Raw genomic sequence first — 23,806 nt, 5'->3', positions numbered from 1 at the left:
CGCAACCGCACGACTGCATGGATGCAGGAGCTAGAGCAACGCAGGAGCAGTTGCCGTGAGGACAGGCTCCCAGCCCATCAAGGTACATATTCATGATAGAGAACCCACTCAGTAAACAGTGCTGCTGGTACCGCCTCATGATCTTCTGCGCGCAAGTAGTCAACCAGCAGATCGTAGAGAGGATTGCGGCATAAATTTTCCGCCTTACCCCTGGCCAGATCAGCTACAGTGACCCGCTGGGTGTACTCGGCAAGCGGTTTGGCATGGGAAAAATGCAGGATGTGTTCAAAACCATCGCCGTATTCCCACTGGTCATAGCACCCGGCAGGAAGTACCGGCTGGATTGCCTGCATCAGATTCGCACCGTAGGAAGTAATATCTTTTGGTAATATCAGACAGTCGCCCAGTGCCAGGGCATGCACCTTTCTCTCGCTGTTGCCCGTCGCCGGACTCACGACCATGGCTGAGTCTTTTTCTCGAAAATACTGATGGAAAAAATAGGTGGCTGACAATAGTGTGCATCCTGACCAGACATAATCAATAATCAGCACTTTTCGATTGCTGGCTAGCGACCCAAGAACCTTATCAAAATGATGGAAAAGAGCCTTCTGTTGTTCAGGAGTCATCTTTTGTTTAAATCGAACCCTGCCCTTTTTAAGGGATTCCAGAAACTGAAAATCGGAAAGCGGCATATTGCATGCCGCGTCTTTTCCTAACCGCCCCTGAAGCTCTGCAATGACCGTTGCCGGGCTTCGGCCTATCCCGATGTACAGAAATTCCTTTGGCGGAAAAACCGTGATCACTCTGTCTGATAATTGTTTCAGTTCGCGGATGAATAGAGACTTTATATTTTTGCTGTCCATGACCGCTTTCAGAGGCCTGAATCTCTCATCATCAACACTGATCAAGTGCTTTTCGGTGACAGCCTGTACCTTTATTTCCGGCAGAACCGGAGGGGCCGGGCTGGCAAAACAGCCCAATGATCCTGATGTTGTTGGCGTCATCTTAACCTGCATTTATTTTGTAGTTAAATATTGAATGGATTATGTTGGGGAGGAACTTTGATAAGAAAGACAGGTCTTAAGCTGTAATTTAATAATTCAGTAATTCCATGGATTGCTCAAATAAGTCACCGTTACTTGATCCCGTTTTCTCTGATCCTTATTTAGGGGCATCAGACATATTAGAACAAACGTATATATCTGATGGCAGCGAAAAACCACTGACGTATCATTGCATGTCTGTTCAGATATTGGACACTCCTTTTCCTGCTCACTATAACCAATCAGATATACCCAACCTCTCCCCTAATCCTTTCAGTTTATTGAACGAATATGGTATTAAACCTCTGGTACCTTCCGATACAGAAGAAAGTTTCGGCACAGATACTCCTGATAGGTCAAAACCAGTTTCTGATAAATATACATTTGAGAATTCCAGTAATAAGTCCATTAAGTATACGCTACCGTCAACACCAGACATTCCTTTTAATCAGCAGATATGCTTACCTGGGAGTCAGCCTGAGATCAGGGAGGCAGTACCATCGTACAATTTGAATCCGATTTATCCCTTAACCAACCCTCCTGACATAGTCTCTAAACCACAAATTTTACCACCAGTTACTTTAATAACCCCACTAAACCTGAACCAGACTTCAAGTGATAACCAAACGATCCAGGCAAAAAAAATTGTTGATGCTCCCCCTTCAATAATGAAGCGCCAAAGCGATCCCACTTCACTGGAGAAAAAAAGGAGACACCAAAGGGAGCAAAAAAGGGAACGTTACCAGAATGATCCAGAGTTTGCCGAGCGCCAACGACAACGCATGAGGGAGCGTATCAAAAGTCCTGGTTATCTCATGCGCCAACAGGAGCGCTTGAGGGAGCGGCGCAAAAATCCCGCTTACGCCGAGCGCCAAAACAAGCTCAGAAGAGAGCGCCAAAAGGAGCGTTACCAGAATGATCCCGCTTTCGCAGAGCGAGAAAAGAAGCGTTCCAGGGAGCAAAGAATGCAGCGTCGCAAAAATCAGGGCATTAGATATTCAGGTTCGTCTGCCTGACCTGTCTGGCTCCGGATTTTAAAGAACCTTTCGGTATTTTTTTTGTCTGACGCTTATGTTCGCTTGAATTCAGATGACGTTATGGTCCCGGGATAATGGCGGGGGGATTCGGGTGAAACGTGCACAACGAGAGCGGCATCCCGTTTACCGAATGATGCCCGTATGCAAAAGGCAGTGCATTGAACCGGGCAAGGGTTCTTCAATTTTGATCAGCACGCCACGCTAAAACATCAATAGACACTCTGAAACAACAATAAAATGTAAGTCGTATACGATTTTAAATTCAAGGAGATCATTGATATGTCCATACCTCAGCAGGGAGCAGGCGCTGGTTCACCGGTATTTAATGAATCACAATCTGCAGGTGACAATTATCACCCTGTTACTGCATTAAACGGTCAGTTTTCCGGAATGATGGTCCGTGTTGTCAATGCGTCAAACGAAGCGGGTTCCGGAAATCAATACAGACCGGTGAGTTTATTGCGCCGGGGTTCCCGATATGCCCTAACCACTCACCATAAGCGCTTTAATGAGTTTCTGTTGGGATCAGACCGGATCCTTACTATTCTGAAACCTGAACGCGGCTGCGATATGCGCTGGGCTTTTAAACAAGATGTTGCTTCAGATGCTAATGGAGAACCCCAACATCTGCACTCGAATCGTATCAAGAAAATTACCAGTTGGGATGTGTTAACAATGAAAATGGATGAGTTGGAACGCAGATGGCATTCGTTATTTGACGGATCAACTTTTAGATTATCCTCAGGTCACATTGGCAAGAATGGCTATTTACTCCACAAAGCGCATCCCACATTCAGTACGAAAATTGGCAAATATCCCGAGATTATCTGTCAAATTAATTTTGACCGCATGCACTATGGCTATCTTCTTGACTTTGGCAGGGAACTCTCTTTTCGTCGTATTGAAGAAGTTATGGGCAATATCCTGACGCTTGAGCAAAAGAAAGGTAACCTGTCCGGCGGTGAGTTCCGTGAACCGGTTAAACTGTGCCTGTTCAACAGCTTTCAGGGCGTGGTTCACTCCCCGGTGACACTCAGCCGTGCACAAGTGCAACAGCTGCAATACCACACCCATACTTTTTCCCGATATGGGAGCGTCATTGGTTATGAGCATAACCTTTACCAGTTATTGAGCCAGTCCGGCTGTGAGCGATTCCTGAAGCTGTTGGAAAATATCCCACCGCAGGTCAGCACGGTAGCAGTGGAGTTTGGAGAAGAAAATATTGATATCAACGCCCTCCTGACAGCCATTGAGCACTACGATTCAGCAAAATTCATGACCGCACTTTCAGCCCTGGACGACAAGGTTAAAAGTCCGGTCGGTTTACCAAATCTATTGATGGAGGCGTTGATCAGGCAATGCCCGATAAAAGAACATTTTCCCGGAATCAAGTACGACGGGGCAGATAATAATTACGAACAACAGCGCGTCAAACTCAGCTGGGATTACCTCCTGCAGCAAACCAAATCCGACTTTGCGACACAAGCTGTTATTTGTCGGGAGCTATTAAAACACAAATTGTTTGTACCATTATTATCAGGGTCACCACAGTGTTCAGGAGTCTCCCACAATAATCCGTTGGTGTGTTGTCTTCTGATCGCACACGGTACAAGAGTCTATCTCACTCCATCCTGGAACTTGCCTGACTGTACCTTGTTAATATTTGCCACACATTTTCGCAGGGCGAATCTGCTGACAGCAGATGAAGCCGATATCATACGACACGAGATGCTGTGGTCACTTCTTTGTCAAAGTGACGACGGCCCCGTTACTGATCCTGACGAGATTATCAGTCGCTTGTCGACCCTGAAGAAGATATTGCTCCGGTATCATGACATCTACAGGAGGAAGTTCGGTAGTATCCATCTTCATCAGATGGTCGCTGAACTGTTTGGCATAGAGTTTTATGATCGCTTTGTTGTGAACCGGTCTGAAAACGGGGGTGCAGTCTGGGAATTTCTGGAACAGCGATTATCACCCCGGCGCTACAGTGATGAAAAGTTACGTGAGCATTTAGAGAATATAGCGACGCGCAAATCATCTGTTAGCGATAAGATTATTATATTCTTGGGGAAGGCCTATTGCTTCCCTGATCCTGTGGTGGTCCGGTCAATAGAACACGGTGCGAACCAGCTTGCCTGGCTGGAGACATTTCTGGCATCCCCGCCAACCTTTGAGGGCAGGGAAAACCTGCCTGGTGGCCACTATGGGTCAATTACCCAGGTGGTCGGTCAGCATTATTACCAGTTTCCCCATCCCTACAGGGCGCAAATCATCTTGGCGGAGGGCATTCAACCCTTTTACCGCAAATGGCACGGACTGGATCACGCCCTGCGCACCCAGCTGGCCACCGAATTCCTTATGGATCAAAAGGTTTTGCCGCACTTTCATAAGCCATTCCGGGAGTTACTGCTTGAGCATCCCCAGTTGCTGGAGTTGCTGCCCATTGCCGAACTCTACCACGATGCTGTCGCTGAAGATGAGCATAAAGAGGTTGAAGAGCTTCGGGCAGCGGAACTGTTCCAGCGTGATATGACCGGGCTGCAACAGTACCCCGGGCAGCTGGTTACTCTGGTGGCCAGCGCCCTGAGAAACAAAAATTGTAAAATGATGGATGAGGGTAACCCGTCGTTTATCCCTGACCACCGATGCCCGGAGGATGAGTTACTGCTGCGCCAGGTGCTGCGCTTTGGGGATATAGTGGATATCCTTCGGGTCAAACCGCCCCGGGAGGACTTTCCGGCGATCAGACTGTCAACTGACTCAGCAGCAATGGACACCCTGGAAATGATCCATGATGGCCATTTTCATCCGGAAATGATCGAGCTGTTGGCAGTGGTCAATAACCCGCAATTCACCCTGCTGATCCAGTCAGCATTGTTGAGTTTTCGGGATCTGGCCAGCATTACCGGTGGCTGGCATCACCGGACAGCCAATCCGTTCACCAGTAAATACCATCTCCCGGTTGATAACCATAAACGACGATTACTGATTGAACAGGCACCGGACCCCTATCAGTGTTTGCGTGAGTGTCTGGACGATCTGGTCCGGTTCGTTATCGCTGAGAAAGCCGGTATCTCAGCCTGCTTCGCAGAACACCGCAAGCACGAAGATTCCCGGCTGCCAGACTGCTGGGATCCGGATATCGGCTCCGGTGGCGCTTATCGAAGTCTGCACAATGAAGAGGAACTTCGACAAATCAAGTTACCAGAAGCCATGACCCTGGCAGATAAGATCATCGTGGCGGCTGATCAACCCGGGCTGGAAAATCAGATTTCCGCTGGCATCCTTGATTCTCTGAAAGCTGAGGCGTTGCGGCTCCAGCAGGAAGCTATCCTGCCCGCTGTTGGTACCCCGGCACAATCTGAACTGGAGCAGATGCTCCTACAGCCAGAATCGCCGGGTGCCCGTCTACTCAATGAGCGCGGTTATATCGTGAAGTCACGTGCACATGAAGGGAGAACTTTTTACCAAATGGTGCCCAATTCCGGGCTTGCAAGGGACTCTTTGCTGCTGCCACCACAGTATGATGATAAGACAACAGGCCCCGCTGCCGACATGCCACCGGCAAAAATATGCAGGTTCCTGTAGAAGACACGACCACACAGCTCAGCCGTCAGTAACAGGACGGTCTAACCGTTGCCAGACCAACCGTTTTAATGGCAGGTTCTCACAGACGTTCCCTTAACCCATTGCACTGGCCTGAACCGCAGGCCTTTTTTCACTCTGCTGCAAAGCATATAAAGCGAAAATTTTCCAGGTTAGACCATCACTGCCGCATCCACATTTTAGCTTTGCGCCCTGGTATGTAGAACCGGTGAAATTGGCTGCTGACTATGAATGTGTCAGCAGGATCCAGGACATCAAAGTAAGTTTGGTGCCAGAAGAATTTATGCTCCTGTGTGTTTACCCAGTATTCCTGGCCATGTTCACACTTGTTGATACCAACCACTCCGGTAGCGTCCGACTCTCCCCGGCTAAACAGCAGAAAACAGTCACCATGCCCTATTATCTTCATGGGTTGCCCCTGGTTGGCCCTGTGGAATTCAAGCATGGCTGTTAAGCTGCCGGACCTGTACGCATCTGCCCAGCGGTTGTCCCCGCTCTCGTTATGATCGGAAAACACCAGGGGGACGCCACCGTCACGTCCCATGATATAGGCATAGGCCAGCTGCTCATCAGTCTCGTCCATGATCAGGTAACGAAAGCCCTGGTTATTGGGAATGTCATGGGTGGTAACAAAAGTAATGGCTCTTCCTGGCTGAAGAGCCTGACCATAGGCAAGGGGATCAACAAGAAGGTTCAGGCTTCCGCCGATTTTGAAAGCATTATAGAGGCTACTGAATAGCGGGAAATCGTAAGCGGCAAAGCCTGTACCATCCAGGTAAGGTTTCAGAAACCTGTCGTATTCAGAGTTTCCCACCCCACCACTGGTAATGATCTCTCCAAAAATGTGCATATCATGCTTGATGTCAGCTGTGATGACCTGGTTTACATGTTCAAGGGGCATATGCTTTGCTGCGTCAATCCTGAAGCCCTTGACCCCCATGTCACGCAAACTCCGAAGATAGTTTTGTTGCTGTTCAACAACCCAGTCATTGTTAACCAGGTCCGGCAGACCGGTATCCGGGGGGGCACCACAAAGCCGCCAGTTTTGAACCTCATAAGTCGAGTTGTAGTTATTGATGCAGGTTGCAGGATTAAAGTCCGAGGCAGAGAAAAGGTTCTTGCCCAGGTCACCAAAAAGCCGCAGGGAGGAGTACTTTGTGGGGCTGGCTGCGTATTGTGCAAGGATTTTTTGCCCGGGAAAATTAAGATCATCTCGTTCATAAGCTTCGTTGGCCATGTGATTCAGGACGATGTCGGCATATACGACCACACCATACTGTTTAAGGTTATTAAGCATTTGCCTGAAGTCATTGGTGTCCCCCAAAGGGTTTTCTATCACACGATAGTCCTGGGGCTGGTAACGAGCCCACCATTCTTCACCGGTGCTTTTCAGTGGCGGGGATACCAGGACCATCTGGTAGCCCAGCTTACTTAGCTCATCAGCTTTTTCGCTGACTTCCGAGTACTTCCAGTTGAAAGCATGAAGAATGACGTTGGCGCTACTGTCTTGAAGAATAAGGAGAGAGAGAAAAAGGCAGGCGAGGTGACGTATGAATTTATACATAATGGAACCAACCTGGTCGAGAGAAAGAAATGTTGAAGAATGGAGGCAGGCTTGAGGGTGACACTACCCGCCCTGGCGGGCCAGGAGGCTGTCCGAGAATAGACTGCCCTTCCGCCTTTAATTTCAGGATGCCTTGCTGTCGAATGTTTCCGGCAGCGTTAATATCCCTGTCGTGGATTGCTCCACAGGAACAGAACCATGACCGGACTTTCAATGGCATCTCATTTCGTTTCTGGCCACAGCAAGAACAGGTTTTTGACGATGGAAACCACTGGTCAATCTTGACCTGGTGTTTTCCTGTCTGCTTTGCCTTGTACTCCAGCTTGGTGATCAGCGATGACCATCCGGCATCAGAGATAGCTTAGGCCAGTCGTCTGTTCTTGACCATGTTTGGATTTGAAGCGAGGCTTACCGGCTTCAAGTTTGGGGCTAAAGAAGTTCTGAAATGCCCTATCCAGATTAATGATGGCCTGCTGCAAGGCAATGGAATCAGCATCTTTCAACCATTCGTACCGGCGGCTTTTCCTGGCCATGGCCAACAAGGGTGATTGAATCGTAGCGGTTTTCTTGTTCACTTCCAGAGTTACTTTGCGTGCTTTACGGGCATTTCGCCCACCACGCTGAGGCACCTTAATCGTGTAAGCTCCCAAGGCAGGCTCTTCAGCCAAAGCTTCAAAAAGAAGAGGAGGCTAAAGATGAACCCGTGTGGGCAGCCAATTCAGCGGCTACAAGAGTCAATCTTTTTGTACGACGTTTATCATCTAAGTCTGAGTACTTAAAAGTATGTTCAGCCCATTGCTGAGGAGGCAGTGGTGGAAGCATGGTCTTGACCTATCTCAGAAAAGGTAAGTCAAATATAGAATTTGTGACTAAGAGATAGCTGGATGACTGGGGGCTGTGGCCCCCTTAAACAAGAATCAGAGGCGTGACTTGCTGGAGCTGGTTGAAGACCGGCATAACCTGAAGAGCACCCTGATTACCAGCCAGATGCCGGTTGATCACTGGCATGAACTGAACGGTGATTCGACACTGGCAGATGCGAATCTGGACCAGCTGGTTCATAACGCTCACCGCGTTCCTCTGAAGGGTGAGTCACCGCGAACGAAACAAGCAAAACTGGCGAAGTCCGAACATACGTTCTAAGCTGCAAACCGATGCATCGCTGTGCTCCGATGGAGGGTGGCCGAATGCTCCGGAATGCGCATCACATATCCTGTATGTGCGTTATTTGTTGATCAGAGAAGATTTCATTATAAGTTTGCATAAGGTATTCATCCCTTGACTTTGAGCGTATAGCACACTCCCAGACAATAATGATTCTCCAGCCTTTCTCTATCAGAGTTGCGATAACAAACCGGTCTCGTTTTATATTGGCTTCAAATTTTTTGTTCCAGAAATCACAGCGGGTTTTCGGGGTGTAAGCCAAACGGCAATTTTCATGCCTGTGCCAGAAGCAGCCATGTACGAAAATTACTGTTTTGAATCTTGGCAGTACAATGTCGGGTTTTCCTGGGAGCTGCTTATCATGAAGTCTGTATCGAAGGCCCTTTGCATGCAGATACTTCCTGATAATCATCTCTGGCTTAGTATCTTTGCTTTTGATTTTTGCCATATTTCGGGATCGGGAAAGGCTATCCAGTATATCTACCATTTCCACGTTACCTCTAACCTGGTATCCTGGCGGTTATGATTTTTGAGTTATGGACTGACATGCATCAGAAAATACCATTTGTGGATATTTTTGCAGGGCCTGGCGGATTGAGTGAAGGTTTTTCTTCATACACTCTTTCATCAGGCGATTGCGGTGATATTTATCCTTTCAAAAGTATACTCTCCGCTGAGAAAGAAAAGTCAGCATTTACCACGTTGAGGTTGAGAGCCTTCCTGCGCTGGTTTGTTTACACATTGAAACGACCAGCTCCGCCCAGGGTGTATATTGATTATGTGGCTGACAGATCCAGTGGTGTCCGTCAGTCACCTTCACTGATTCTTCATAATGTTCTACATGCTGATATTCCAAAAGCCGACAGTGTTCAGATGTTTGAGAACGTTATTGCATCCAGCCTAAATGGAGACTGGCAAGTTTTTGCCTCTGAATATTCTGATGAGTTAAGCGATATTCTGGCTGCGGCCCTTTACGCAAGAAATGATGTCCTGCAGTTTGAGCTGGGCGGAGATGAGGTGCCAGAAAAATCAGGCAACATCAGCCCTGTTATTCGTGATGCAATGGAAGGGTTTAACCGTAAGTCGGGCGCTGAAAGTGAGTTTATTCTGGTCGGTGGTCCTCCATGTCAGGCATATTCTAATGCAGGTCGTTCAAGGCGAAGCAGGAATGATCTGAAACAGTACGTCTGTAATGAGACGGGGCAATACATTTTTGATAAAGACCCCCGGGCAACTCTTTATAAAGAATATCTGAGGGTTCTGGAGGCAAATAAACCGGCATTTTTTGTTATGGAGAATGTCCGGGGGATGCTGTCTGCTCAGTTTACCAATGAAGACGGAACGAAAGAGCCTGTATGGAAACGAGTGGTTTCTGAACTCCATGACCCTGCACTGGCGCTCGGTAAGGGTGTGCACACCAATACCGGAAAGAAGTATGTGATTGCCTCTCTGGCTGCCGGGAGTGAATGTTATTACGCAGGCGATAAGTGCCAGCTGGATACGCTGGCCCCTAAAAGATTTATTCTGAGAGCATCCGATTATGGTGTTCCTCAACACAGGGACAGGGTGATTCTTCTTGGGATAAGATCTGATCTGTTGAAAGATGTTTCTTTGGAAGCTGTGCTTCAGAGTATAAAGCTACCCACTGACGTCCCGAAAAATGTGAGTGTTGGAACAGCAATAAGTGATTTGCAGCCCCTGTTCAGCACATTGAGCTCTATCAATACAGACGTGCGTCGTCGCATAATTGTGCCGTCAGCCAAAGCTGAGTCGGAGTGGAAAAAAAACATTCATTTTCTGATTGGGGATGTTGTTCACGCTTTGGACAGGCATTTATCCACCATGGATTTGCCTGAAGGTGAATGGAATGAGCAATTGCAGCAGTGCCTCACTGCAATCAGACGCAAATTTGAATCTGAGGATCTTCTGCAGAGTGATGGGGCTGAGCCATTCATTGATGGTCTTTTTAACGCAAGGATCAGAACAGTACTGAAGGATGTTGATGACACCATTCGGAGCATCTTGGCTAAAGTTGACTCTCTTGAAGAGTTGGGTGAGTACTACCGGTGGGAGAATGATCAGCCAGATTCAAAGGCTCTCAAGTCCTGGTATAAAAACAAGTCGGACGGCCTTCCTGAGCTGAACCATTTTCCCCGCGGTCATATGGATACCGACCTGGCTCGTTACGTTTATGCAGCCTGTTATGCAAAAGTGTATAAAGAGCTTGAGCAGGAGTTTGGCAAAGGGATTCCGGGCTGGGTTCTGGAAAAGGCCCGTGTAAATAATGTGAAAGACTTCCTGAAAAAAGAAGCTGGAATTTATGACAGGATATCCATCAAACAGTTGAAGCAGGTAGAGCTTGATCCGGATCATCAAAATACTCAGTCTTTTGTTGACAGGTTTAAGGTTCAGAGAGCTGAAAGCCCTTCAACGACTGTGACCTGCCATTTATCAAAGGATGGTCACTATTATATCCATCCCGATCCTGTTCAGTGTCGAAGTCTCACTGTCAGAGAGGCTGCTCGGCTTCAGACTTTTCCTGATAATTATTTCTTTGAAGGGGGAGCTACTCAGCAGAGAACCCAGGTAGGAAATGCAGTGCCGCCATTGCTGGCGCATCATATTTCAAAAGTCGTATGTGGATTGTGGCAGCGTCTGGTTGTTTCGGGCTGATGATTCGGCAGTTTTTTGATATACGTCATATAACCATTATGATCAGGTGATATACGCAATTTCATTATAACTCGTGTTCGTTATAATGCTCTACAATATATACTTTTGTCAGAGCATTATGTCCGATTTGTCCATAGACTCTCTTAGCCGCAGTCAATGTGAGCGGTTAGCGTTTATTGATTTCAGATTATATTTTCTTGGTGAGCTCAGGCGCTCTGACATATCTGAAAAATTTGGTGTGGGGCCTGCTGGTGCTACAAGGGATATAGCGCTTTATCGAAAGTATGCAGCAGACAACCTTGTTTTTGATCAGACAAAAAAAATATATCGGTCATCTATCGTCTTCAGCCCTATCTTCAGTCACTCACTGCAAAGAGCCCTGGGTGCTCTTACTGAAGGTTTTGGGGATATCGTCAGCAGCCTTCCTCCTCAAATAAACTGTACTATTCCGGCGTTCCTTAATGATTTTGATATAGATAACCTGTCTACAGTGACGAAGGCGATCAAGACCGGGAAGGTCATTCAGATAAGATACCTGTCAAAGAACAGTGGCTGGTCTGAAAGAGAAATAATACCTTCGGCTCTGGTTAACAGTGGCAAGCGCTGGCATGTCAGAGCATATGATCGAAAAAGATCTGAGTTCCGGGATTTTGTTCTTTCGCGTATCTCTGAATCCAGACTGCTGGAAGACTGTTCTGCCCAACATGAAACTATTGAGAATGATGATCAGTGGAATAGATGGGTAGAACTTCACCTGGTTCCGCATCCAGGGCAGAAGTGTAAAGAAGCCATAGTGATGGATTATGGCATTACAGGTAAATCATTGAGGGTTAAGCTTCGTGCGGCAGTTGCCGGTTATTACCTCCGGTTCTGGAATGTTGACTGTACGATGGATTATAGCCTTAGTGGGTTAGAGTATGATCTGTGGCTTAGCAATCCACTGGAGCTTTATGGCGTAAAGAATGCGCTGATTGCGCCAGGGTATGTTGTTCAGGGAAGTCAGGTATGAAAGCTATAAGTAAAAGTACAAAGGGGAATTTCAGTCGTCTGTTAAAACTTGCGGTACTGACTGGTGTTGAGAAGGCTGTTCAGGTTCAGCTTAAATCCAAAGCGTCAGTAAACGTACAGGACAGTGATGGCACCACGCCTCTGATCCTTGCGGTGCAAAAAGGGCATTTCAAGATCTGCAGGCTGCTGCTTGAGAATGGTGCTGATCCTGAGCTGCCAGATTACAGTGGTAAGAAGGCTCAGGATTACGCAGTAGAAAAAAAATATCAGCATCTTGTGAATCTGCTTACTGAGTATATAAAGCCCCATTTGGAAGTGGAACTTCTGCCCTCAACTGACAGCAACCTGAAAGACCTGCCTGGCATTAACGGTCACCTTGCGACTGACAGGAGCAGTGTGAATACGTCCAGCTCAGAAACAGCCATATCCGATAATGATTCAATTGCAGGAATTGATAATGCTGTCAGTCAGGAGAGCTCCGGAAAGCAGACAGTTGTCTTGGAAAGTTTTTCAGAAAGTCTGAATGATACACCGGGAAATAGCTCTCCTCCTGAGAGTTCAGTGGAAGATACAGCCATTTTGGCTGAAGTGGCTGGTTCTATTAATGAGACAGACAATAGCATTACCGAAAGCAGTGAAGTTAACGGGAATGGCTTTGAATCCAGTGATGATTTTGTTGCTGACATCTGGGAGATAGAAGATATTGAGCCAGAAATCTCTCCCAATAGTGAGAAGGGATGTGAAACAGTATCGGTTTGTGAAAAGCATGAACAGGGTAAACGGATGGTCTCTGTAGAAGGGTGTGACCATGTTCATCATGTAACGCAGCCAGACCATAAGGATTCTTGCTCAACGCATATTTTTGCCGGTAATGAAGCCTCATTCAGCGAAGAGGAAGATCTTGGTGGCTGGGAGATAGCCAGTGAAGATATTCCTCCACAGGAAGACAGCGACAGTAAAGATCAGGCCGGTGAAATACAGTCACGGATCACAAAACATATTCCGATTGATTCTGGAGAAGACTGGTCGGACATTGTTATTGAGTTGCCAGAATTTTCGGATAACCCTGATCTTGAACTTTTCAGGAAAAAGTGGGTTTTTGAGGGGTTCAGCAAGCTCTTTGAAGAGGGTGCCCGTACGGGTACTTTGTCGGAAAGTTTTGTTACCGATTATGTGACTGACCTGTATGCAGATCCAATATTAAAAAGTTCCCGTGCTTCTCAATTGTCCAAACCAAGTAATTTGTCAAAAGTCCTGCAGAATGATGCTTTATATGAGCAGCTTGACAGCCGGCTGGAAGAAAAGGTTTTCTATATCCGGCAAGTGCTGGAAAGTTATGGCTTCCTGATAGACAGCCATATGTTTGAGGGGGAGCCTGTTTCTGATGGCTATGAAGATAATGATGCAGCTTCCATTGATGAGGCAATGCTCCTGCTTGATGACATTCTTTATGCCAGGGATGAGCCCATGGGCTACTACTACGCCAGCCTTCCCGGTAAAGAGCTTCTTACCCGGGGGCAGGAAGTAGAGAATGGCAGGCGTAGAGAAGCAGCCCGGGTTGCCATCATGGAGACATTGTCTGAAGTGCCGTTTATCTGTGAGCTTTTTGCTCATCTCTGCCTGGAAGCACTTCGAGAGGATAACCCTGAACAGGCCCTTCAGAAAGTGATTGCTGAGCTGCACATCGTCTCAGATGAGGACAGCACTGAGGAAAGAGTTACTGGCCCCCTGTTCGCGGATGAACAGGAAGATGATGACGATGAGCTGGAGGAACCTGGTGAGGAATACCCTTTTGAGGCAATTGTTGAAGCTCTTGAAGTTTTCCTCGATGCACCAGGCTCATCAAATCAATCGGGTGTACAGGATGCGTTCAAGAGTCTTGTCCTCACTGAGGATACACTGAACATATTGGTTAAAGCGCTGTACCAGTCAATTGATAAGGTCAGCGAGATCAAAAAATCTCTGATCAATCTTTATACCCGGAAAATCAGGATTCCACGTACGGCTGCGGTGAGTGCTGCAGGTCAAAATCCGGGCAGCGAACTGAATCATCAGCTTAAAGCAGAGTATCCTCTTTGCGCAGGCAGACTTGATCAGCATGCTGATGAAATCAACCGGTTGCAGGATCAGATACAGAACGTAAGGCAAAAGACAGGAATTGATTTCCAGAATCTAGTGAGTATCAGCTCCAGGGTAAAAAAATTGCAGTGTGATATTACTGCTGCACGGGATGAAATGATTACCTTCAACCTCAGACTGGTGCTTTCGATTGCCAATAAATACAACGGCAGAGGTCTTGATCATGCTGATCTGGTTCAGGAAGGAAACATTGGTTTGATGAAAGCTGTTGAGAAATTTGACTACAGGAGAGGGTTCAAATTCTCAACCTATGCCACCTGGTGGATACGCCAGGCCATTACAAGGGCTATTGCAGATCAGGCCAGAAATATTCGACTGCCTGTCCACATGGTAGAGAGTGTCAATAAACTACAGAGTGTCAGCAGGGAGTTGAGGCAAAAACTGGGTAGAGAGCCATTAGTATCTGAGTTAGCAACAGTCTTGGATATTCCCGAATATAAAGTTATCAGAATACAAAAGTGTATTTCTCTTGAGGCTGAGAATGCTGATGGAATCGCATTCGATGATTACCCCAATCCTGCTTCTGTTACACCAGAAGATTTAAAAATAGAGAGTGACCGGGATCACAAGCTCAAAGCTGTTCTTAAAACGCTGACTGATCGAGAAAAAAGGGTACTTGAGCTTCGTTTTGGTATTGATGAAAAATCTGACTACACCCTTGAAGAAGTAGGCCAAGAGTATGGCGTGACTCGTGAACGAATCAGGCAGATTGAAGCAAAAGCACTTCGGAAATTGAGAGTTCCAGCCATAACAAGTCATTTGAGAATCTTTGTTGACTATGATGCTGTGGAAACACCCTTGCTAAGGATGGCTAATGACTGATTGTAATAGAAGGCACGCACCACCAAAGGCAGGTGCAATGATAGAGGCCCTGCGCGGCCTTGGTTATACGACAGCATCTGCGCTTGCAGACATTATTGACAACAGTATTGCTGCCAGAGCCAGCCGGGTTGATATCAATTTTGTCTGGCAGGGAGAAGAGAGACGCATAGAAATCCAGGATAACGGTATCGGAATGGATGCTACTGGTCTCGATAAGGCAATGAGGCTGGGTGAGCTGAACCCTCTTGATGATCGTGAGGAGTCAGATCTTGGTCGTTTTGGCATGGGGCTGAAGACTGCATCCTTTTCTCAATGCAGAAGCCTGACAGTTGCCACAACGCAGAATAATCAGTTTAACTGTCTTCGCTGGGATCTTGATGTACTGGTTGAAAGCTCTGGTGATGGCTGGTTTATGCTGGAAGGGCCGTCAGATACAGGGCTGCCCCTGGTAGAACCCGTCAAAAATATCGATCACGGAACACTTGTTCTCTGGGAAAAGCTGGATCGTATTCTCACAGATGGTTTTACCGAAGATAATTTTATGGAGCTGATGGATCAAGTTGAACGACATCTGGCGATGGTTTTTCATCGATATCTTGAAGATAAAAGTCAGCGTTTTGAAATTTATATAAATGGCTGCAGGGTGAAACCCTGGGATCCATTTATGACTGGCCACCCCGCTAAATCCTGGAACTCACCGCTGGCATCACAGGCAACTCAAGGTGGCACAGTCGGCGTTGAGTGTCATGTTTTACCTCATAAAGACAGGTTGACGGATAAAGAGTTTGAGTCAGCAGGTGGACCTGATGGCTGGACTGCTCAGCAGGGTTTTTATGTTTATAGAAACCGGAGACTGTTATTGGCGGGCAGCTGGCTCGGATTGGGCAGAGGCCGTTCGTGGACTAAAGAAGAAGCGCACAGACTTGCACGCATCAGGCTGGATATTCCCAATACTGTGGACTCAGACTGGAAAATAGATATTCGCAAGGCAACCGCACGTCCTCCGGTCAATATGAGAAAGTGGTTGATGCGCCTGGCTGAAGATACCAGGGCAAGAGCCAGGAAAACTTTTGCATCAAGAGGCCGACCTGCAAGAACGGGTAACGGGCAGACTGTGGTTCAGGCATGGCGTGCTGATCAGACGGCAGGCGGCGTACGTTACAGAGTGGATGACGCGCACCCTGCAGTCAGGGCCGTGCTGGATGACGCTGGCTCTCTGTTACCGCAGATTAAAGCCATGCTGAGAATACTGGAAGAAACCATTCCGGTTCAGCGAATATGGCTGGATACAGCAGAAAATAAAGAAACACCACGCACCTGCTTTGATGGTGAGGCACCATCAGAGGTGGTTGAGGTGTTGACTGTCATGTATCAGAACCTCACGAGTAAAAAACGTTTCAGTGCTGAAGAGGCTAAAAGAAAGCTTCTTCAGACAGAACCGTTTCATGATTACCCTCAGCTGGTCGCATCACTGAAATAGTCAGCCTGACAAGGAAAGGAAAATGGCATTAAATCCCACTGAACAGAAGGTCCTCATTTTTGTACAGAATATGCTTGAGGCAGAAAGTCAGGTTACTCCAGCGATTATTCAGGAGCAGATGAATCTTGTTCTGAATATGAAAAAAGAGTGGAGAGCTGACACTGATGAGAGTGCGATTATTGATGAGCTTATCCGCAGAGCGAGCACATGGGTTGGTGATGATGCATTATTGACCAACGACGAAGGCCATATTGCCTGGCTGAACCAGGACCGTAAACAGGGCTGGCGCTACTGGCAGCGCTACCGTGAGTACCAGGAGAAAAAACTGTCCTGGAATATTGTTGAAGGACTGGATAAGTCAACAGATCAGATTCTTGGCAATCTTGAAGATCCAAAACGTCAGGGATCATGGGATCGAAGAGGGCTGGTTGTTGGGCACGTACAGTCTGGTAAAACGGGCAACTATACAGGCCTGATCTGCAAGGCGGCTGATGCCGGTTACAAAATAATTATTGTGCTTGCCGGCATGCACAATAACCTGCGCTCCCAGACTCAGATACGACTGGACGAAGGCTTTCTGGGTTTCACGACGAGTATCATTCAGGATGAAATGCACGTTGTTGGTGTGGGCGAGATTGACAAAGACCCGGCCATACGACCAAATTTTGCAACTAACCGTTCAGAAAAAGGCGATTTTAACACCAAGGCTGCAAGACATCTTGGCATATCCCCAGAAGAGCGACCCTGGTTGTTTGTTGTGAAAAAGAACAAATCGGTTCTGGAGCGGTTACTGAAGTGGATTCAGGAGCATGTGGCCAATATTCGGGATCCTGAGACAGGCAGAAAACTTGTTACCCACCTTCCTCTTCTGATCATAGATGATGAGGCGGACAATGCATCGGTTGATACCGGTGACCAGGCTTATGATGAGTTCGGTAAACCTGACCTTGAGCATGAACCCACAGCAATAAACAGGTTGACCCGAAGAATACTTCATAGCTTTACCCGTAAAGCTTATGTTGGCTATACAGCGACACCATTCGCAAATATTTTCATTCACAACCGTAGTGAGACTGAAAAAGAAGGGCCTGATCTTTTTCCATCAGCCTTTATCGCAAACCTTTCAGCATCATCCAGTTACATCGGTCCTGCAAAAGTATTTGGTCGTTCTTCTGAAAATGGCAGGGATGGAGGCCTTCCTCTTGTTAAAGTGGTAAATGACCATTGCGCTGAAGATGAAAAATCAGGCTGGATGCCAACCAGGCATAAAAATGGTTATTACCCATCAAGTGACCAGAAGCATGGCATACCTGAGTCTCTGAGGGAGTCAGTCGATGCATTTGTGCTTGCCTGTACACTGCGCAGGCTTAGAGGGCAGAAAGATGAGCACTGCTCCATGCTGATACACGTCACTCGATTTACATCCGTTCAGGGGCATGTGAAAGATCAGGTGGCAGCTTATGTGGACTGGCTCAAGAAGCGCCTGGTGCGACGGATTGATCATGACGCAGTCATTCATCAACTTCGATTGCTCTGGGAAAGTGATTTTCTGACAACAACAGAAACCATTCACTCCATGCACCCTGATATGGTGGATGAAAATACGCTGACCTGGTCGCAGCTAGAAGCAGAACTTTCGGATGCTATCTCAGAGATTGAAGTAAGAGCTATCAACGGTTTTGCGAAAGAAGCGCTTGATTATGCGGACAGTGCCGTAGGTCTGAAAGTCATTGCTGTTGGTGGGGATAAACTTGCCCGGGGGCTGACTCTGGAAGGGCTTTGTGTCAGTTACTTCCTCCGTGCTTCCAGAATGTATGACACTTTGATGCAGATGGGGCGCTGGTTTGGATATCGCCCGGGATATCTTGATCTGTGCAGGCTGTATACAACCATTGATCTTATTGAGTGGTTTGAACATATTGCTGATGCATCAGAAGAACTGCGCGAAGAGTTTGACCTGATGACTGCAAGTGGAGCGACTCCAAAGGAATATGGACTGAAGGTAGCTTCGCATCCTGTCCTGATGGTTACCTCCCGATTAAAAATGAGGAATGCTCAAAGCCTTTACCTCTCCTTCAGTGGGCAGTCTGTTGAAACAGTCTCTCTTTTAAAAGATTTAAACTCTCTGGAGTCAAACCTGCAGGCCTTTGACAGCCTCACAGCTCGCCTGGGTGAACCTGAGCCGATTCCAGACAGAAACCGGAATGGCAGTAAGAAGTCCGGTAATGGTATTCAGTGGTCCAATGTGCCTGCAGATGATGTTATTCAGTTTTTAAGCGAATACAAAACTCACCCTGGTGCCACGAAAGTCAACAGCAGGCTGCTTTCAGACTTTATTCAGAACATGACCAGAGAGCACGAACTGACATCATGGACAGTAGCCGTGATTAATGGTGGTCAAAAGAGGAATTACTCAATTAATGAGTCCAGTACCGTTCGGCTGGTAAAACGTACACCTAAAACGATTACTGAGGATCGCTATTCTATTGGAAGACTCCTGTCGCCAGCGGATGAAGCACTTGATCTTGACGACGATGCCTGGAGTGCAGCACTGACGGAAACCCGGAACAGCTGGAAGAATGATCCTGCCCGGTCGGAAGGTACTGAAGGTGTGCCGCCAAAGCAGCCTAATGGTCCTGCTCTGCGAAAAATCAGAGGATTTGGTGCCGGCCATATAGTCGGCCACCCTGAACGGGGGCTTCTGCTTATCTACCTGCTGAGCCCTGAGGGCGTTGATGACAGTTATGATGAGAATACTCCACCAATAGTGTCTTTTGGTATCAGCTTCCCCGGAAGTCACAGCGGCACAAAGGTTAAGTATGAAGTGAACAACGTACTTTGGGAGCAGGAATATGACCCTTCATATTGATGATGAGATCCTTGCTTCCTGGAAGGCATTAAACAATCCGGGTTCAGGTACCGGCTGGCAGGCTGTACCGGTAACCTCTCCGGGGGATTGTCGTATTATGGCTGCCCGCCACTTTCCGGAAAATGATGAAGCACTGCTGATTAGCTTTAATCTGGAAAGTCAGCCATCGTCCACGCAGCTACCTGAGGGCAAAGGTTTTCGGGTAGAAAAAATTCGTGATGAGCGCCTTGGTAAAGGGCTGACATGGATAGGCCTTATAAGACTGAAGTCAGGTAGCCTTGAGATATTTCTTACCATGGTCAGGGATGTTCTGACCATGGTGGGTAAAAAGTCAGGTATGCCTCCGGCAACGCTGTTCAGCGCATTTATTGGACGAATAAGAGCCTGGCAGGAATTTATGAGCAAACCCCGGGCAGCACTCGGACCAGAAGCCGAGGTTGGTCTTTTTGGTGAGCTGATTTTCCTGAAACAGCTGACAGACTCCGGACTTAGCACATTTAATGCTGTTGAGTCATGGTATGGGCCACTGGATGGATTGCAGGATTTTATGCTTGGCCATGGAGCTGTTGAAGTAAAAGCGACTCTGGCTGAGAAGGGCTTTCCCGCAAAAATTCATTCCCTTGAACAGCTGGATGATTCCGTAGTACAACCCATTTTTCTTGGGGCAGTTCGTCTGAGTAGAAATCCTTCTGGATGGACGCTTTCGGAGTTGATTGGTGTTATCAGGGAGCTAATGTCCCAGGACAGACAAGCCTTATCAGAATTTGATAATCGGCTGTTGAGAGCAGGTTACCTTGATTCACACAGTGAGCATTATATCAGGCAGTTTTCAGTTGCAGAGATCAGAATCCTGTTAGTGGGCGGAGAACTCCCCAGAATGACTCCGGGTGCTGTTCCGGCAGGAATCAGGTCTGCCAGGTATGAAATTGACATCGATCAGTCGGCATCTGATGAAGTGCCTGTAGCTGAGATGTACAGACAGTTAGGTATTATTTGAAATGGAATTAGCAGAATTTTTAAGACAGACGCAGGCAGAAGTTCAAGAACTGCTGAATGAACGAATGGATATGCCGGATGAGCCATATCCATTTCCGGAGTCTGTTTTCACGGAAGTTATGATGCAGCATATGTCTGACATCGGTATGACATTCGAACCAGTAGTGTGCCACTTTGATGCTAAAGTCAGTAAGGCAAATGTTAGGCTCAGTGGGTATGCATTATCTGACGAAGTTGATCAACTGGATATGTTTGTCAGCCTGTATAATGGTTCAGGAGAACTTCAGTCTTTGCCTCTGTCTGAAGCAACAAAGGCAGCGGATTATTGTCTGCGCTTTCTTAGCATGTGTGCTGAAAAGAAACTGTCTGGAAAAATGGATGAATCCAGCGAGGCTTACGGGTTTGCTGCAACTGTTGAAGCAGCTTACCCGAGTCTCGACCAGGTTCGGGTTTACGTGCTTACAGACCGCGTGCTGAATGCAAAATCAAAGCAGTTTCAATCCAGAGAGATACAGGGCAAGACAATTAAGCTGGAGGTAATGGATATTGAGCGGTTGTACAGACATACATCCGCTGGCAAGCCCAGAGATGAACTGGTTGTAAACTTTGAAGAAGTTGCTGGTGAAGCGTTGCCCTGTGTGTGGGTACCGGGGCAAATGACTGAGTATGATTATGCCATGACAGTCATTCCTGGCGAGGCACTGCGCTTTATCTATGAAAAATATGGCCAGAGAATTCTGGAGGCAAATGTTCGTTCATTCCTCCAGGTGACGGGCAAGGTCAATAAAGGGATCAGGGATACCCTGAAAGAAAATCCTGAACGTTTTATGGCTTACAATAATGGTCTGGTTATTGTTGCAGACGAAGCGCATTTAGGTAAGACATCGGATGGTGGCCCCGGGATCACCTGGCTGAAGGGGATGCAGATTGTAAATGGTGGTCAGACAACGGCTTCGCTTTACTTCACTAAGAAGAAAGATAAAGGTGTAGATCTTTCCAGTGTCAGAGTGCCTGCAAAACTTATTGTATTGCGATCTTCTGATTCTGACAGTGAAGACTCGCTGGTTCGAAATATTTCCAAGTATGCGAATAGCCAGAATAAGGTAAATGACTCAGATTTGGAGGCCCATCATGAACTGCATAAGCAGTTAGAGCATTTTGCTAATACTACTTATTGCCCGGATGGCGTCAGTCGCTGGTTCTATGAGCGTTCTGCAGGCAGTTATCGAACTCTGTTGATACGTGAAGGCAGTACACCTGCGAAAAAGAAGGCCCTTCAGAAAGCTATCCCTACATCCAGAAAAGTAACCAAACCGGATATGGCTAAGTTTCTGAACATCTGGGATCAAAAACCTGCTGTAGTCTCTCAGGGAGCACAGAAAAATTTCTTGAAATTTATGGCGACATTGCCTGAGTTTCGCTGGGAATCTGGTGAAGAAACTCCGACCCTTGCTGACTTTAAGAGAGTGATTGCTAAAGGGATCTTGTTTAAAGCTGCCACTAAGCTGATCAGGCCAAAGTTTCAGGCATTTCAGGCAAACATCACAGCCTATACCCTGGCCCTGGTGTCCTTAAAGCTTGGTGATAGAATGAATCTGGATATGATCTGGAATAACCAGGATATTTCCAACCATCTGAAAGAGCAGATCTCAATCTGGTCAGTTGAAGTTCAAAAGTACCTGCACGGGTCTTCTTCTGGAAGAATGATTTCTGAGTGGGCTAAAAATCCGAAATGCTGGGATTATATTCAGGCCGTTCAATACTCCGATTCTATTGAGGGTATTCCTGAATGTAATTGATGCGTAAAGCTGGATTCAGACCTGATCTGGTAATTTTGAAGTTAATTTGAATTGCCAGACCAAGTCTTTGTCTGAGTTTAATCATCAATCAGAGGCCGAAATATCGGCTCTTTTTCTGTATTCCTTCGAACCGCAGTCAAATTTTTTAAGCACCCTATACGACAGCGTTTTCTATGGCCTGAATATCGAGATCAGCCCAAAGTGAATGGTTCATCATCTCCACCAGCTTGAGAAAGCCATCAGCCAACCGCTCATTGACAGAGGAGAGAAAACGAGAAAAACCACTGACTGATGGGAACTTTCTACCGGAAACCTGCTCCAACTGATAAGTTAACACAGGAGCATATTATGAATGGTACTGGTGGTGTAATTAATCTGCCCCCGGAGAATGTCCTGGGTCCCATGTATGAATCTGATAAGGCATCAGCGGTGCCTGAGTTCACTGAGTCGGCAAGCAAGTTTCTGAAGTCAGCAGAGGAAGGAACGTTTCTTGAGAATGCCAAGGCCGTTGCCGCCGAGCTGCTTACCGACGATGATCGTCTGGTTGATAGCTGGAACCTTCCCCATCAGCTTACTCCGCTCCACATTGCCTGCCTGGCAAAGGATAGGGTGCTGTTGAAGGCAGCACTTGCTGACCCTCAATGTTGGAGGATCATCGATCAATGCACCTCCGCAATTGATGTGGACGAACTGGCAATTATTACAAAGGATGATAAGAAAATGCCTGCCATGAACGGTGACACTCCTTTGCATTTTGCCCTGCATTACAGCTGGAATGAGGGTGCTTTAAAATTAATTCACGAACTGTCAGCTGCTGGAAAACTCAATAATACGGTAAATAATACCGGCAGTAGTTTACTAAGCGTGGCCGCCGAGTTTGGCAACCTGGATGTAGTGTCCGAGCTTTGTAACTGTCTCAGGCGAGAGTTTAGCCTGGTTTACTTTGACGACTATCTGATGCACAGCACAAAGAGCCAGAGCAGTCTGCTGCATCTCGCTACACAGCAGCAAAATCCGAAGGTCTTTGAGTATCTGCTGGAAAATCAGCTGAACATCACTGGAGAGTCAACACTGTTGCAGCTGGATAATGATGGGAAGACGCCAGCTGACCTGATTAAGGAGATATTGCTTGATATTCGCAGAGTTGCCCTGGAATCGGATGGTAATGTCAAAAGGTTAATCTATGCAAAGCAGCTAAAAGATGATCAGGCCAAAGAATTGGAAGATTATAAGAGTCAATTGGATAGAAATGATAGTTATACACGAAAATATTTTAAGGACCTCGGCTATCCTGATGGTCCCTGGCAAGAGTTTTATATGGAGAATAAACACGAGGGTAAGCAGGCTCAGTCACCTGAAACTTCCACTTGGACGTTCCCATGTAATCTGGTCTGATTTCTGAGCTGGCATGGCCACTGACTTCCCAGAAATTTAAAGCACACAATGCAAGGATGCACTAATTGATGTGTTTGGGAGTTGCTGAATCTCTGGTAGTGTTAAGTGTTTGCTGAAGTACTTCCAACTCTTTAAACAGTGTTCTGGAAATAGCTTAAAAAACGGAAAGGCTCAAACCACAGCATCATTCGTTTAACCCATTGTTTAC

The 23,806-nt window shown here is 46.9% G+C and carries 17 protein-coding genes and 1 pseudogene; 11 read left to right on the top strand and 7 right to left on the bottom strand.

Features of this window, described 5'->3' with window-relative positions:
* Positions 1-77: 77 nt before the first annotated feature.
* Positions 78-1,004, bottom strand: a complete 927-nt coding sequence (locus tag J7438_RS12590) for a hypothetical protein (protein ID WP_209276808.1) — start codon at positions 1,002-1,004, stop codon at positions 78-80.
* Between the two features lie 707 nt (positions 1,005-1,711).
* Between J7438_RS12590 and J7438_RS12585 the strand changes: the two genes are divergently transcribed.
* Together J7438_RS12585 and J7438_RS12580 are read left to right on the top strand one after the other, a co-directional pair.
* Complete coding sequence (locus J7438_RS12585) at positions 1,712-2,059, top strand: hypothetical protein (protein WP_209276807.1); 348 nt, start codon at positions 1,712-1,714, stop codon at positions 2,057-2,059.
* 300 nt (positions 2,060-2,359) lie between these two features.
* Positions 2,360-5,671, top strand: coding sequence for a hypothetical protein (locus tag J7438_RS12580; protein ID WP_209276806.1), 3,312 nt, complete (start codon positions 2,360-2,362; stop codon positions 5,669-5,671).
* A 178-nt stretch (positions 5,672-5,849) separates the two neighbouring features.
* Here J7438_RS12580 and J7438_RS12575 read toward each other — a convergent pair whose 3' ends face one another.
* The 4 genes from J7438_RS12575 to J7438_RS12560 are packed head-to-tail and all read right to left on the bottom strand — an operon-like array spanning position 5,850 to position 8,075.
* Entirely contained in the window at positions 5,850-7,253 is a 1,404-nt protein-coding gene (locus tag J7438_RS12575; protein WP_209276805.1) for an alpha-amylase family protein, read from the bottom strand.
* Complete coding sequence (locus tag J7438_RS28280; protein ID WP_353620133.1) at positions 7,246-7,584, bottom strand: zinc ribbon domain-containing protein; 339 nt, start codon at positions 7,582-7,584, stop codon at positions 7,246-7,248. Before J7438_RS28280 ends, J7438_RS12575 begins: the two co-directional genes overlap by 8 nt.
* Positions 7,585-7,603: 19 nt before the next feature.
* Complete coding sequence (locus J7438_RS12565; RefSeq protein ID WP_209276804.1) at positions 7,604-7,921, bottom strand: hypothetical protein; 318 nt, start codon at positions 7,919-7,921, stop codon at positions 7,604-7,606.
* Between the two features lie 4 nt (positions 7,922-7,925).
* A complete protein-coding gene (locus J7438_RS12560) occupies positions 7,926-8,075 on the bottom strand; it encodes an IS4/Tn5 family transposase DNA-binding protein (RefSeq protein ID WP_209200979.1) in 150 nt (49 codons plus the stop codon).
* 58 nt (positions 8,076-8,133) lie between these two features.
* Here J7438_RS12560 and J7438_RS12555 point away from each other — a divergent pair.
* Positions 8,134-8,396 (top strand): annotated as a pseudogene (locus J7438_RS12555) (ATP-binding protein); the annotation flags it as partial.
* A gap of 61 nt (positions 8,397-8,457) precedes the next feature.
* Here the strand turns inward: J7438_RS12555 and J7438_RS12550 are convergent.
* Positions 8,458-8,904, bottom strand: a complete 447-nt coding sequence (locus J7438_RS12550; protein WP_209200977.1) for a very short patch repair endonuclease — start codon at positions 8,902-8,904, stop codon at positions 8,458-8,460.
* Positions 8,905-9,197: 293 nt separating this feature from the next.
* Here J7438_RS12550 and J7438_RS12545 point away from each other — a divergent pair, with 293 nt between their 5' ends.
* The 7 genes from J7438_RS12545 to J7438_RS12515 all read left to right on the top strand — a co-directional run bounded on the left by J7438_RS12545 (position 9,198) and on the right by J7438_RS12515 (position 22,203).
* Positions 9,198-11,090 carry a DNA cytosine methyltransferase gene (locus J7438_RS12545; protein WP_209276802.1) on the top strand — a complete coding sequence of 631 codons (1,893 nt, stop codon included), beginning with the start codon at positions 9,198-9,200 and terminating at the stop codon, positions 11,088-11,090.
* Between the two features lie 85 nt (positions 11,091-11,175).
* Positions 11,176-12,099 carry a WYL domain-containing protein gene (locus tag J7438_RS12540; RefSeq protein ID WP_503003904.1) on the top strand — a complete coding sequence of 308 codons (924 nt, stop codon included), beginning with the start codon at positions 11,176-11,178 and terminating at the stop codon, positions 12,097-12,099.
* Entirely contained in the window at positions 12,096-15,059 is a 2,964-nt protein-coding gene (locus tag J7438_RS12535) for a sigma-70 family RNA polymerase sigma factor (RefSeq protein WP_209276800.1), read from the top strand. Before J7438_RS12540 ends, J7438_RS12535 begins: the two co-directional genes overlap by 4 nt.
* Positions 15,052-16,539: an ATP-binding protein gene (locus J7438_RS12530; protein WP_286196557.1), complete on the top strand. Its 1,488-nt coding sequence runs from the start codon at positions 15,052-15,054 to the stop codon at positions 16,537-16,539. Before J7438_RS12535 ends, J7438_RS12530 begins: the two co-directional genes overlap by 8 nt.
* A gap of 22 nt (positions 16,540-16,561) precedes the next feature.
* The gene (locus tag J7438_RS12525) at positions 16,562-19,408 is read left to right on the top strand and encodes a Z1 domain-containing protein (RefSeq protein WP_209276799.1); all 2,847 of its coding nucleotides are present in this window, start codon (positions 16,562-16,564) and stop codon (positions 19,406-19,408) included.
* On the top strand, positions 19,392-20,405 hold the full coding sequence (locus tag J7438_RS12520) for a PD-(D/E)XK motif protein (protein ID WP_209276798.1): 1,014 nt from the start codon (positions 19,392-19,394) through the stop codon (positions 20,403-20,405). Before J7438_RS12525 ends, J7438_RS12520 begins: the two co-directional genes overlap by 17 nt.
* Before the next feature lie 64 nt (positions 20,406-20,469).
* Positions 20,470-22,203 (top strand): AIPR family protein, encoded by a 1,734-nt coding sequence (locus J7438_RS12515; RefSeq protein ID WP_286196556.1) that lies wholly within the window; start codon positions 20,470-20,472, stop codon positions 22,201-22,203.
* Positions 22,204-22,357: 154 nt separating this feature from the next.
* On the opposite strand, the gene J7438_RS12510 is transcribed toward J7438_RS12515, so the two are convergent.
* Positions 22,358-22,540 carry a hypothetical protein gene (locus tag J7438_RS12510; protein ID WP_209276796.1) on the bottom strand — a complete coding sequence of 61 codons (183 nt, stop codon included), beginning with the start codon at positions 22,538-22,540 and terminating at the stop codon, positions 22,358-22,360.
* 11 nt (positions 22,541-22,551) lie between these two features.
* On the opposite strand from J7438_RS12510, the gene J7438_RS12505 reads away from it, so the two are divergent.
* Complete coding sequence (locus J7438_RS12505) at positions 22,552-23,598, top strand: ankyrin repeat domain-containing protein (RefSeq protein ID WP_209276795.1); 1,047 nt, start codon at positions 22,552-22,554, stop codon at positions 23,596-23,598.
* The last annotated feature ends 208 nt before the right edge of the window (positions 23,599-23,806 follow it).

Origin of the sequence: Thalassotalea sp. G20_0 (assembly GCF_017744175.1) — a bacterium.
Taxonomy (GTDB): domain Bacteria; phylum Pseudomonadota; class Gammaproteobacteria; order Pseudomonadales; family Endozoicomonadaceae; genus Endozoicomonas.
This window is presented reverse-complemented; position numbering and strand designations above follow the sequence as displayed.